The organism is Brucella anthropi ATCC 49188 (genome assembly GCF_000017405.1).
GTDB classification, from domain to species: domain Bacteria; phylum Pseudomonadota; class Alphaproteobacteria; order Rhizobiales; family Rhizobiaceae; genus Brucella; species Brucella anthropi.
Genome location: NC_009671.1, coordinates 1 through 12,591, shown reverse-complemented (window position 1 = coordinate 12,591; position 12,591 = coordinate 1). Strand labels below are relative to the sequence as shown.

The following is a 12,591-nucleotide window of genomic DNA, read 5'->3' as shown; positions in this document are numbered from 1 at the left end:
GATCACAGCCAGAAGATTACGGTAGCGGCGAGTGCGATGGCTGAGAGGAAGACCATAGGGCACCTGTCATAGCGTGTAGCGACGCGCCTCCAGTCCTTGATGCGGCCGAACATGATCTCGATGCGGTTGCGGCGTTTATAGCGGCGTTTGTCGTATTTAATGGTCTTGTTTCGGGATTTCCTGCCCGGGATGCAGGGAGTGATACCCTTTTCCTGTAGGGCGTCGCGAAACCAGTCGGCATCATAGCCACGGTCGGCCAGCAGCCATTGGGCCTCGGGAAGCTCGTCAAGCAAGGCGGCTGCACCGGTATAATCGCTGACCTGACCTGCCGTGATGAAGAAGCTGATCGGGCGACCGTTGGCATCCGTTACAGCATGAAGCTTGGTGTTCATGCCGCCTTTGGTGCGTCCAATCAGGCGTTCCGCGCCCCCTTTTTTACCCGCAGGCTGGAAGCCGTGCGGTGGGCCTTGAGATAGGTCGCATCGATCATGATCGTCTTGCGCTCTGGAGCTTGAGGCACTGCCAGACCTTCCATCATCCGCAGGAAGATGCCCTTGTCGCCCCAGCGTTTCCAGCGATTATAAAGTGTCTTGGAGGGGCCATATTCCTTCGGCGCATCGCGCCATCTGAGCCCATTGCGATTGACGAAGATGATGCCGCTCAGAGCGCGCCGATCATCAACGCGAGGACGGCCGTGGCTATTAGGGAAATACGGCTGAAGACGTGCCATTTGCTCGTCTGTCAGCCAAAAGAGATCACTCATCATTCAGGCTCCTTCGAGCCCGTCTGAATCACAATCAGCGTGACAAATCAATGGGTCCTGACCCTAAGTCCAGGGTGTACTCCAAGCGCCGGGACGCTAGCCGACCTTATATTTTTATCACTGTGCCAGCCCGACCGAAAAGGAGCGCTGCCGCATCTTCGAGCCGTCCTATCCCCGCGATGCGGCCGGGATGGGAAGCAAAAGCGCAGGCCGCTTCGACTTTGGGGCCCATTGAACCGGAAGCAAACTTATGCGTTGAGAGTTCTGCTGGCGTCGCCCTGCTGATCGGATGCTGGGCCGGCGTTCCCCAGTTGCTATAGACAGCGTCCACGTCTGTGAGCATCAGGAAAGCGTCGGCATTGAGTTCTTCTGCGAGAAGCCCTGCTGCCCGGTCCTTATCAATCACCGCTTCTACGCCCTCGATTTCCTCCTGCTCGTTACGTATAATCGGAATACCGCCACCGCCCGCGCAGATGACGACAACGCCAGATTCAACCAGCAGTCGGATGACTTCGATCTGAGTGATCCGTTGCGGACGCGGCGACGGCACGACGCGCCGCCATTTTCCCTCACTCTCTTCGATGAGCGCCCAGTCATGTTCCGCCCGTACATGATCGGCATCTGCTTTGTCGTAGACGGGACCGATGGGTTTTTCCGGATGGGAAAAGGCCGGGTCGTCACTATTCACCTCAATCTGGGTCAAGAGCGTGGCGAGCCGCGTTTGCGTGGGCAAGGCATTGGTCAGTTCTTGCTCTACCAGATAGCCGATCATACCGACGCTTTCTGCCCCCAGAATATCGAGCGGATAAGCGGGGACATCCGCATAAGCGGAAGCCTGGAGTGCCAGAAGCCCGACTTGCGGACCGTTGCCATGCGCAACCACGATGTTGTGGTTACGTGCAAGCTCGGCCAGCGCTTTTGCGGCTTTCCGTACATTGGCGCGCTGGACCTCGGCGGTCATTGGCTCTCCACGTTTTAAAAGCGCATTACCTCCCAGAGCCACAACGATCCGCATGTCAACTTCCCAACGTTGCTACGAGTATTGCCTTGATAGTGTGCATGCGGTTTTCCGCCTGATCGAAAACGATAGAAGCGTTTGATTCAAAGACCGCCTCGCTCACCTCCATGCAGTCGATGCCGAATTTCTCGAATATCTTCTCTCCGATCTCCGTCTCGCGATTATGGAAGGCTGGAAGACAATGCATGAACTTCGCATGCGGATTGCCAGCCGCCGCCATGATCTCCGGCGTCACACGGTAGGGCGTCAGCAGTTCAATACGTTCTGCCCACACCGAATCCGGCTCGCCCATCGATACCCAGACATCCGTATAGATAAAATCACATCCCTTGACGGCGGCTACGGGGTCTTCGGTGAGTGTAATGCGCGCACCGGTCTGAAGCGCGATTTCCCGACAGCGATCGATCAGTTCCTGTTCTGGCCAACAGGCTTTCGGTGCGGCAAGGCGCACATCCATGCCGATCTGTGCCGCCCCTGTCAGGAGTGAATTGCCCATATTGTTGCCGGCATCGCCGAGGAAGGCGAAGGTGACTTGCGACAGGTGTTTGCGGGTATATTCGCGCATGGTAAGAAAGTCGGCCAGAATCTGGGTCGGATGAAATTCATCTGTCAGACCATTATAAACCGGCACACCCGACCATTTCGCCAGAATCTCCGCCTGTTCCTGCCCGAAGCCGCGATATTCGATAGCGTCGTAGACACGACCAAGCACGCGGGCTGTGTCTTTCATGGATTCCTTCTTACCTATCTGGGTACCGGTGGGCCCCAGATAGGTAACATGTGCACCCTGGTCATAGGCGGCGACCTCGAACCCGGTACGCGTGCGAGTGGAGTCTTTTTCAAAGATCAGCGCAATGTTCTTGCCTTTCAGCCTTTGATCTTCATAACCGCCATATTTGGCCTGTTTCAATGAGGCCGAGAGCTTTAGCAGGAACCGGATGTCATCCGGCGTGAAATCGAGCAACTTCAGGACGCTACGGCCCTTGATATTGACTGGCATTTTCGTCTCCTCAAACTGGATCGCGTATTAATGGACAGGTCATGCAGTGGCCGCCGCCTCGCCCGCGCCCGAGTTCTGCACCGGGCACGGTGATGACCTCGACGCCTGCCTTGCGCAATTGTGTATTGGTGTAGGTATTGCGGTCATAGGCAATGACCACACCCGGCTCCAGTGCAACGACATTGTTGCCGTCATCCCACTGCTCGCGCTCGGCGACGTAAGCATCACCACCCGTTTCAACAACGCGCAACTTCTTCAGTCCCAGCGCTTCAGCAACAACCTCGGTAAGCTTGCGTCCTTCCGCCCTGACGTCTATTTCATCTTTTGTCTTGCCCGGACGGATCGAATAGGGCTCGATCTTTTCTGCAACATCGGCAAAGAGCGTCACGAGATCACGATCGCAAAAGCTGAACACAGTATCCAGGTGCATGGATGAACGCTCTACAGGCAGCTTGCAGGCGATCACATGCTCAGCCCCCCCCTTCTGAAACAATGCGCGCGCCAGTTGCCCCACCGCCTGCGGCGTGCTCCTCTCACCCATACCGACAAGAACAATGCCGTTTCCAAGTGGCATGACATCTCCACCCTCCAATGTGGCAAGCCCATAATCCGTATCGGGATCACCCCACCAGACCGGGAAGCCCGCATCGCGGAAATCCGGATGGAAACGATAGATGGCCGTGATATTGACTGTTTCCAGCTTGCGTGCATTCCAACGCATCGGGTTGAGCGTGACGCCACCACCGATCCAGCAGGTTGTATCGCGAGTGAACAGATGATTGGGCAGAGGCGGCAGGACGAAATCCTCCGGACGCAATGTTGGCGCGAAAAGCCCCCGCCCCTCGATTGGCAGTTCGGTTTTACTCAAACCGCCCATCAGGATCAGCGACAAGGCATCGGCGTCAATCTCCATGAGGTATGATCGCAAATCGTCGGCCAAACCAACGCCTACGGTATTCTCGTTGACACGGCGCTCCAGAAGCCAGCGCCGGGCCTCGGCATCCTGCATCGTCTCTGCCAGCATCTCTCGCAGAAAGACAACCTCCACGCCACGATGTCTCATGGCATCGACAAAAGTGAGATGTTCGACACGGGCCTGCTTCACCCAGATGACGTCATCGAAAAGCAGCTCATGACAGTTCGATGGCGTCAGGCGAGCAAGTGCCGAGCCCGGACGATGGACGAGGACACGGCGCAGTTTGCCAACTTCAGAATGAACACCATAAGTTAAGCTCATATTGCAATCTCCTTCAGGCAAGCAGAACAGCGGCGCTCAGGCACGCCATGATGATAATGGTCAGGATCAAAAGCAGCGGCCACATGAAGCGCAACCAGCGTTCATAGGGAACGCGACCGATGGCCAAGGCACCCATTACGACCGCAAAAGTCGGATTGATCAGGTTCACGAGCCCGTTTGCAGACTGATAGGCGGTGACCACAAACTGGCGGCCAACGCCGGCGAAATCTGCCACAGGTGCCATGATCGGCATGGAAAGGACCGCCAGACCGGACGAAGACGGCACGAAGAAGGACATAAGTACCTGAAGCCAGTACATCACGTTGATGAAGGCCACCTTACCCAACCCGGAGACGGAAAGCTCCGCCCAGTGCAGGATGGTATCTGTGATCTTGCCAGCGTCCATGACCACGACGATGCCGCGCGCCAGGCCAATGATCAGCGCCACGCCAAGCAGGTCGCGTGCACCGTTGACGAAACTGTCGACAAAACTTGCCTCACCAGGGCGTGTGATAAAGCCGATCAGGATGGCTGAAGCGAGGAACAACCCGCTCATTTCCCCCATCCACCAGCCGCCTTTCAACACGCCCCAGATCATGACGACAAAGGTGACACCAAAAACCGTGAGTACGATCTTGTGCAAAAGTGTAAAGTTAGCCTTTTCACCTTCATGCGCACTTAGAAAGTGCTTTTCGTTAGCCGCCTTCATGTCATAGACAAGCGATTTTGTAGGATCTTGCCGCACCCGTTCGGCATAGCGCATCACGTAGATCACACAGGCCAGCCAGCAAAGTCCCAATATGATGCAGCGCAACACGAGGCCGTTAGTGAAAGGTACGCCCGCAGCATCCGAGGCAATGACCGTAGCGAATGCATTGACTGTCGAACCAAGAACGCCGACGCCTGCACCAAGCAAAATGACAGCGACCGCAGTTACTGCATCGAAACGCGCCGCTATCATGATTGGAAGCAAAAGCATATAGAAGGCAAGCGTTTCCTCTGCCATGCCATAGGTTGTACCGCCGAAGGCGAACAGTGCCATAAGCACAGGGATTAGCCATTTCTCTCGCCCCTTGAGCGCAACCATGGCGCTGCCAATGCCAGCATCAATCGCGCCAGTGGAGGTGACGACACCAATAAAACCACCAATAATGAGAACGAACACCGCCACATCAATGGCGTTGGCCTGATTGGTCGAAGGATTATAAAGCCCTCCGATCGGTGCCATGAATATATCTGTAATACCTTGCGGATTGGATTCAGCGACCTTGTAAGTCCCAGCAATAGGAACTTCCTTGTTCAAAGCCGCATTCATGGTTCGCTCGTACTGGCCAGCTGGAATGATCCAGGTCAGCGCCGCGACAATGACAATGAGGCCAAAAAGAATGGTGAATGCGGTAGGAAAACGAAATCGTTTTCCATCGCCGTCTTGTGCGATGTCACTCATGCATTAATCCCGCTCTCTTTCAATGCAACCGACCTGAGTTTATGGGTTGCAAGATAAGCCGCATTGATTTCAATCAAGAAGCATCAAGTATAGAAAAATATCACTCGGATAGTTCTGGTTCCAGATGCTGTCGAAGTCTTGTGTGAGGTGTTCGCCGAAGCGAAAAACCGGAGCCTGCCTCGAAAGTTATACTCCATCACATCAAAACCCGATATACTTCACCAGTCTGATCTTCTCATCTCTACCCCAAATGGATAGTGGGATTTCGCACGATGTTAGTGATTAGATTTATGGAGCCATCCACTTTGAGAATAAGACACAATATTAACTCTTCAGGTCATCGAAATGAGTTCTGAAAAAACGAATGTTATAAGCCTTGACGCGTCGACTGTGGTCAGGAAAACACTATTCAATGAACTCTCTGGAGCGATCGCATTCTCGCAATGCAATGGTGTTGATAAAACCATTCCCCAGAACGTTACCATAGCTCGAGAGGGTGACAAAATCGGTCGGATTTACATGGTGAATGAGGGCTTATTAAGAGCTTTCAGAGTCTTGCCCGACGGTCGGCGGCAGATAACACACTTCATATTCCCAAGAGAACTAATAGGGATTATCGACGATGAACACTATTCATCGACAATTGAAACCATCGTAACAAGCAATATTACCTCCCTATCTAAAATTAAATTCCAGGAGTGTATCGTTAGAGATGAAAGAATTAAGCAATATTCTCACGCCGAGACAAAGGATTCGTTAAGGAAGGCGAACTTTATTCAACTCATACTGGGTCGGCTGGCACCAGTCGAAAAATTATCATGCTTTATCATTCTTCTCGCTCAATGGTCCCCCAACAGAGGCTTCGTTTATATTCCTATGCCAAGACAGGATATCGCCGACTTCTTAGGTTTGACTGTTGAAACCGTGAGTAGAAGTTTCACGAGACTGCGCAATCTTGGCCTCATCACCTCGCGGGATCATAGCTGCATAGAGATACCCTCGCTATCTGCGCTACATCAGGTGGCAGGTGTGAATTTGTCTTGATCAGATAGTTTGGTTTGAAAACTTGGAAAAAGCTATTGCCTTTCAGGATTCCCAATGGAGTGCTCCCCGTTTCGCCGGACAAGTCGGCTAGTTTGATTTAGCCCTGATGAACTGCCGAGGGGAAGCCATCTTGAGCGCGGAATGTAGATGGATTTCATTATAGTCCTCGATCCATCCGTCGATGAGCGGGAGCGCTGTTTGTGCGTCCGGTAGTGCTGCGATGCGGATGTAATCCCGCTTCAGGGTTTTAACGAATGCCTCGGACATTCCGTTCGACTGCGGGCTGGCCACCGGCGTGAAGCAGGGCGTCAGATTGAGGGCTTGAGCAAACAGCCTCGTGTCCCGCGCGGTATAAGCCGAGCCGTTGTCAGAGAGATGCTCGATAGCATGCGGGGCTCGTGTTGCCTGGAAGCGTTTCTCGACCGCCTCCAGCATCATATCGCGCACGTCCGAGCCGGAGATGCCCGCATTGGCAACTGCCGTCCAGGCAATGATCTCCCGGTCGAAGGCATCGATGATGAAAGCGAGACGAATGACCTCGCCATTCCAGCAGGTGAACTCCAGACCGTCCGAGCACCAGCGCAGGTTGGATCGCATAACCATGACCTTGCCGTCATGGATGCGGCCCTTGCGAACGGCGGTATGCTTCTCCAGCAGCATGGCGTGGTTGCCCATGATGCGATGGACCCGTTTGGCGTTGACGACAGGCTTATCGGCGGCTCGCCTCTCGCGATTGAGGAGCGCGGCGATACGCCGATAGCCATAGGTTGGCCTTTGATCTACCAGCCTGCGAATGATGGGCAAAAGCTCTGCATCCTCGGCCTTGTGATAGGAGCCGCGCGGCTTCGATCTGCCTTTCAGCCGCTCGATGAGGTTGGAACGGGATACGCCCAGCGTATCTGCGACGGCCTTCATCGCGAACCGTCCTTCGGCAACAAGATCGGCCGCGATATCCGTTTTTTTGAGTCTGCTTTGGACAAGGCTTCCCGAAGGATTTCGACCTCCATCGTCTTGCGGCCGAGCATGCGCTCCAGCTCGCGGACGCGATCTTCCAGCTTCTTCACTTCCGAATTGCCGACCACCGGCTCGTCAGAATCCACAGCTGCAGCACCTCCCTCGCTCAAGAGCCTGCGCCACCGATAAAGTAAATTGGGCGCGACGCCATGGCGGCGAGCGGTGGACGATACCGTCTCGCCTGGTTCGAAGCTCTGCTCAATGATCGTCAGCTTTTGCTCGGTTGTCCACCGCCTGCGGCGAACATCACCCGTCAGCAATTCAACGTGTCGATACTCGTTAGACATAAGCCTATACCCAAGCCTGTGCTTGAGCCTTTCTGCTTATGCCGACTGTCCGGTCGAAATGGGGGGCAGTTCACCCAATGGGTTTGAAGTATAAACAGAATGTATCTTTTAATGAGATGTCAAGGCCGATAAATTGTTTCATGGTTGCTTCCTGTTTGATGCTGGGCCTGGTGCCCAGTCGTAAGCCAGTATTTCATCTTATCGGGAAGCAACCACCTTTCCAATGAGAAGCAAAACAAACGCGCGATCACACTATGTAATCGGAACACGGTCGATGTCGAAATCACTAATCCCGACCTTGTTCGATTGATTATTCAAAATGCTTCCCGGATTGTGCTTCAGCTCGCGCGAACATCGTTTTCTACCGCATTGCGAACAACTCTTGATGGAACCGTTTCGCGACCGGTAGGCCCTGCGCCTCAAAATCTCGGCGTAATGACTCTCCGAAACCTGCCGGACCGCAGAACCAGATACTGGCCTCACGCCAATCTGGTACGGCAGCCCGAATGCGATCGCCGGTCAAGAATCCGTCGCGCGAGTCTACCAGGATATGTAGCCGGATGCCGGCAGCCAGCGCATCGGCCTTCAGCTTATTGATAGCGTTCTCGTCGTAATCGGTCGTGGTGTGAAATAGATCGATCAGCTTGTGTGGCGCATCTGGATTTGTAATCCGCTCTTGCGCCAGATGTTTCATGCCGGCAATGAAGGGCGTGATGCCAATACCGCCACCGATCCAGATCTGGCGTAGTTGGCCGTTGTCAAAATCAAAACAGCCATATGGGCCCTCGAGTTTTACAACCTGCCCGACCTTTAACTTCTCGTACAGGCGGTCGGTGTGATCGCCCAGTTCCTTGGTGATGAAGGTGATATGTTTATCTTCTTCATTCCATGCGGAAGCTATCGTGTAAGGGTGTGCTCCTTCTGAACTGTCCGATGTCGCGAATGCGAACTGGCCCGACTTGTGACCTGGCCAGCCTTGTGGGACGTCGATTTCGACCTCAAGTGTCCGTACGCCGGGATAGTAGTGAATTGATGATATCTCGCCCAGAACCTGCTGTTTCACAGCCACACGTCGCAGAAGTACTTTCACTGCCGCAAAGGTGCCTGAAGCCAAAAGCAATGCCATCACGATGCCGATGGGTGAAAGCCAATATCTGAACGTCATCAGCACTACAGTATGGAAAACGAGCACCAGATAGACGACGGCCAAAAGCCGGTGTGTCTTGTAAAAAAGCCGGTAGGGAAAATACTTGACCAGAGCCAGAACGATCAGCAGAGCTGCTATATAAAATGCCCATTCACCCAGATCTTCTGCAGATCCGCGCAAGCCCAATAAAAACTGCTCGACCGGGTTTTCCAGCGGCGGTCTCGTCCCGCGTACCGGGCGCTCAATCAAGCCCCAGCCAACAGCCCATTTCGGTCCCTTGCCCCACAGCCAGTGAATAAACGAGACGATGAGAGCCGCAATGCCTAGGCGGCGTGGACGAATTGGTTGACGAATTGATCGCAGCTTGATTCAAGACTGCTTTTTGGAGGCAGTCATGAGCCGAGGCGATCTGAGCGAATCCGAATGGCGTGTTCTGAAGGATTTATTGCCGATTGAAGCAGTCAATCGGGGACGCGGTCGTCGTCCGGAGCAAAATCGTGCGATCATCAACGGCATACTTTGGAGACTTCGCTGCGGGACGCCTTGGCGGGATGTCCCACCCAAATACGGCAATTGGAATACGATCTATCGGCGGTTTCGGCGTTGGAGCGAAGCCGGGGTCTGGGAGGCTGTTTCGATCACGCTCGCTGAGATCATGGCTGACAGCGGCCACTACAGCATCGATAGCACCACAGTTCGGGCCCATATTTCGGCAGCGGGCGGAAAGGGGGGATTCATCGACGCGCTCTTGGCCGCTCGCGGGGCGGGTTCACCAGTAAACTTCACTGTCTGGCTGATGCCAGAGGAAGACCGCTTGCCTTCCATCTGACGGTTGGCGAAGCCGCAGATTGCAAGGCTTACGACACTCTGATCAGCTTACCCGAGCAAGCGCCACAGGCGCTTCTTGCTGACAAGGGATATGATGCGGATGCCATTCGTGATGATCTTGCCAGCCGCAATATCAAGCCCGTCATTCCTGGCAGAGCAAACCGCCGCGTGAAGATTGAATATGATCGCACGCTGTATAAACAGCGCAACCTAATCGAACGGATGTTTGGCAGACTGAAAATCAACCGCGCCATTGCTACTCGATACGACCAACTCGCCGAGAGCTTCATCAGCATGGTTCATATTGCTACCGCAAGATACTGGCTCAAATTCGTCCACGCCGCCTAGCCATTTGTGCAGGCGGTACATCTTATCAAGTCCGCCGAACCACCGCTCCGGCCAGCGGGGGCGAAGTGCCAAAACCATGGCTACGCTCATAGAAGCCATGGCGATAATTCCGCTGTACTGGACCATGGTCCCACGAAGCGCGAAGAAAGTTGTCGTCTCATACACGTGAGGTTCTTCAATCAGCCACAGGACGGTCAAAACTAAAAAAATGCCCCAGAATGTGAACTTGATATGTTGCACGACTGAATACCTTAGGGTCAGGACCCATTGATTTGTCACGCTGATTGTGATTCAGACGGGCTCGAAGGAGCCTGAATGATGAGTGATCTCTTTTGGCTGACAGACGAGCAAATGGCACGTCTTCAGCCGTATTTCCCTAATAGCCACGGCCGTCCTCGCGTTGATGATCGGCGCGTTCTGAGCGGCATCATCTTCGTCAATCGCAATGGGCTCAGATGGCGCGATGCGCCGAAGGAATATGGCCCCTCCAAGACACTTTATAATCGCTGGAAACGCTGGGGCGACAAGGGCATCTTCCTGCGGATGATGGAAGGTCTGGCAGTGCCTCAAGCTCCAGAGCGCAAGACGATCATGATCGATGCGACCTATCTCAAGGCCCACCGCACGGCTTCCAGCCTGCGGGTAAAAAAGGGGGCGCGGAACGCCTGATTGGACGCACCAAAGGCGGCATGAACACCAAGCTTCATGCTGTAACGGATGCCAACGGTCGCCCGATCAGCTTCTTCATCACGGCAGGTCAGGTCAGCGATTATACCGGTGCAGCCGCCTTGCTTGACGAGCTTCCCGAGGCCCAATGGCTGCTGGCCGACCGTGGCTATGATGCCGACTGGTTTCGCGACGCCCTACAGGAAAAGGGTATCACTCCCTGCATCCCGGGCAGGAAATCCCGAAACAAGACCATTAAATACGACAAACGCCGCTATAAACGCCGCAACCGCATCGAGATCATGTTCGGCCGCATCAAGGACTGGAGGCGCGTCGCTACACGCTATGACAGGTGCCCTATGGTCTTCCTCTCAGCCATCGCACTCGCCGCTACCGTAATCTTCTGGCTGTGATCAATGAGATGCTGTAACGGGGCCTGCGCCACGCCACCGGCTGACGCATCTTGAAATTGCCCGCAGCAAGCTGTCGTTGTTCCCGTATCGGTCTCAATCGGAGGAATATGGGATGAAGCTGTTCATAGGACTGGATGTATCACTGGCGAAGACTGCGGTCTGTGTAATCAATGAGCACGGCAAGATCGTAAAAGAAGCGCAGGTTCTCAGTGATCCCCAAGCGATCGTGGATTTTGCAAACACCCTGGAGGGATCGGTCGCTATCATAGGGCTTGAAGCCGGGCCGCTGTCCCAGTGGCTGCATCGCGGTTTGGCCGATGCCCGGCTGGAAGTTGTTCTGATGGAAACCCGACAGGTGAAGGGTGCTCTGAAGGCAATGCCGATCAAAACGGATCGGCGCGACGCGGAAGGGATTGCCCGACTGCTTCATCTGGGCTGGTTCAGGCCCGTACATTGTAAATCCGTGTCGGCACAGGAAGTTCGTGCACTTCTGTCTGCCCGCAAGGCGATCCAACAAGGCATGATCGCGCTGGAACTGTCATTGCGCGGATTGCTGAGAAACTTCGGCCTGAAGGTCGGCGCCATCTCGCGCGGCCAGTTCGACGCCAGGATCAAACAGTTGGTGGAAGGCAATTCCATGTTGCAAGCAGCGTCCGGACCGATGTTACGCGCGCGCACCAGCCTTCGCCATGAACTGGCGGGACTCGAACGTCAGGTCCGTCTGCTTGCGAAGGACGACGCGGTGTGCCGGCTATTGATGACGATGCCTGGCATCGGGGCGGTCGTCGCCTTAACTTTCCGATCCGCGGTCGATGATCCCGCGCGGTTCTCATCGTCCAAGAAGGTGGGTCCATGGGTCGGCCTTACACCCTCGCGCAACCAGTCCGGTGAGCGCGACGTGATCGGCGGTATTACGCGAGCTGGCGACGCCAATCTGCGAAGAGCCTTGTGTCAGGCGGCTACCGTTATGATACATCGGGGTCGCTCGACATGGCTGAGAAGCTGGGCCGCACAAGTCGCCAAACGCCGAGGTGCAAAGCGTGCGATGGTGGCTTTGGCAAGGCGCATCGGTACCATCCTTCACCGGATGTGGACGGATGGCACCGAATTCTCTTCAGACCGATTGCTCGCCAAGTCGGCCTGAGCCTTCACATCAGAACCATATCGTTGACGTCTGCCTGACCGCAGACCTTCGAGGTCCCAACCGGGACGCGGTTCCGATGATGCCGTGGTCAGGACTGTCGCCGGCCTCTGCCGAGCACGCCAATGAGATGGGCACATCGGAATTACCGCACTGGACCAGCATCATGTTGGCAGCTATCGCGCTGACCACGGACCGAAGCATGAGCCCGGGCGGACCTCAAACGAAGGGCAAAGCA

9 protein-coding genes and 2 pseudogenes are annotated in these 12,591 nt (G+C 54.9%); 4 read left to right on the top strand and 7 right to left on the bottom strand.

The window, feature by feature from the left end:
• Positions 1-2: 2 nt before the first annotated feature.
• The 5 genes from OANT_RS26100 to OANT_RS24395 form a co-directional block, all read right to left on the bottom strand.
• A protein-coding gene (locus OANT_RS26100) for an IS5 family transposase (protein WP_086000527.1) occupies positions 3-763 on the bottom strand; the annotation gives its coding sequence in 2 pieces (ribosomal slippage) (positions 3-439 and positions 439-763; 762 coding nt in all).
• A gap of 106 nt (positions 764-869) precedes the next feature.
• Positions 870-1,778 (bottom strand): carbamate kinase, encoded by a 909-nt coding sequence (gene arcC, locus OANT_RS24410; RefSeq protein ID WP_011983034.1) that lies wholly within the window; start codon positions 1,776-1,778, stop codon positions 870-872.
• A 1-nt stretch (position 1,779) separates the two neighbouring features.
• Positions 1,780-2,781, bottom strand: a complete 1,002-nt coding sequence (gene argF / locus OANT_RS24405; protein WP_011983033.1) for an ornithine carbamoyltransferase — start codon at positions 2,779-2,781, stop codon at positions 1,780-1,782.
• A gap of 10 nt (positions 2,782-2,791) precedes the next feature.
• The gene (arcA, locus tag OANT_RS24400; RefSeq protein WP_011983032.1) at positions 2,792-4,018 is read right to left on the bottom strand and encodes an arginine deiminase; all 1,227 of its coding nucleotides are present in this window, start codon (positions 4,016-4,018) and stop codon (positions 2,792-2,794) included.
• 13 nt (positions 4,019-4,031) lie between these two features.
• The gene (locus OANT_RS24395; protein WP_011983031.1) at positions 4,032-5,465 is read right to left on the bottom strand and encodes a YfcC family protein; all 1,434 of its coding nucleotides are present in this window, start codon (positions 5,463-5,465) and stop codon (positions 4,032-4,034) included.
• Positions 5,466-5,810: 345 nt separating this feature from the next.
• On the opposite strand from OANT_RS24395, the gene OANT_RS24390 reads away from it, so the two are divergent.
• Positions 5,811-6,509, top strand: coding sequence for a Crp/Fnr family transcriptional regulator (locus OANT_RS24390; protein ID WP_011983030.1), 699 nt, complete (start codon positions 5,811-5,813; stop codon positions 6,507-6,509).
• A gap of 87 nt (positions 6,510-6,596) precedes the next feature.
• On the opposite strand, the gene OANT_RS24385 is transcribed toward OANT_RS24390, so the two are convergent.
• Positions 6,597-7,810 (bottom strand): IS3 family transposase gene (locus OANT_RS24385; RefSeq protein WP_148209300.1). Its coding sequence is split into 2 segments (ribosomal slippage): positions 6,597-7,474 and positions 7,474-7,810, totalling 1,215 coding nucleotides; the frame shifts between segments, so codons are not numbered across the junction.
• Positions 7,811-8,171: 361 nt separating this feature from the next.
• A pseudogene (locus tag OANT_RS24375) lies at positions 8,172-9,284 on the bottom strand (ferredoxin reductase family protein); the annotation flags it as partial.
• Positions 9,285-9,351: 67 nt separating this feature from the next.
• Here OANT_RS24375 and OANT_RS27480 point away from each other — a divergent pair.
• The 3 genes and pseudogenes from OANT_RS27480 to OANT_RS24350 all read left to right on the top strand — a co-directional run bounded on the left by OANT_RS27480 (position 9,352) and on the right by OANT_RS24350 (position 12,356).
• Positions 9,352-10,133, top strand: a pseudogene (locus OANT_RS27480) (IS5 family transposase).
• A 318-nt stretch (positions 10,134-10,451) separates the two neighbouring features.
• A protein-coding gene (locus OANT_RS26090) for an IS5 family transposase (RefSeq protein WP_086000526.1) occupies positions 10,452-11,212 on the top strand; the annotation gives its coding sequence in 2 pieces (ribosomal slippage) (positions 10,452-10,776 and positions 10,776-11,212; 762 coding nt in all).
• A gap of 112 nt (positions 11,213-11,324) precedes the next feature.
• A complete protein-coding gene (locus tag OANT_RS24350; protein ID WP_011983025.1) occupies positions 11,325-12,356 on the top strand; it encodes an IS110 family RNA-guided transposase in 1,032 nt (343 codons plus the stop codon).
• Positions 12,357-12,591 lie beyond the last annotated feature (235 nt).

What these genes read in the sequence shown, in the direction of transcription:
- argF (WP_011983033.1), bottom strand. Translation starts at nt 2,781, where the DNA reads ATGCCAGTCAATATCAAGGGCCGTAGCGTCCTGAAGTTGCTCGATTTC.
- arcA (WP_011983032.1), bottom strand. Translation starts at nt 4,018, where the DNA reads ATGAGCTTAACTTATGGTGTTCATTCTGAAGTTGGCAAACTGCGCCGT.
- OANT_RS24395 (WP_011983031.1), bottom strand. Translation starts at nt 5,465, where the DNA reads ATGAGTGACATCGCACAAGACGGCGATGGAAAACGATTTCGTTTTCCT.
- OANT_RS24350 (WP_011983025.1), top strand. Translation starts at nt 11,325, where the DNA reads ATGAAGCTGTTCATAGGACTGGATGTATCACTGGCGAAGACTGCGGTC.
- arcC (WP_011983034.1), bottom strand. Translation starts at nt 1,778, where the DNA reads ATGCGGATCGTTGTGGCTCTGGGAGGTAATGCGCTTTTAAAACGTGGA.
- OANT_RS24390 (WP_011983030.1), top strand. Translation starts at nt 5,811, where the DNA reads ATGAGTTCTGAAAAAACGAATGTTATAAGCCTTGACGCGTCGACTGTG.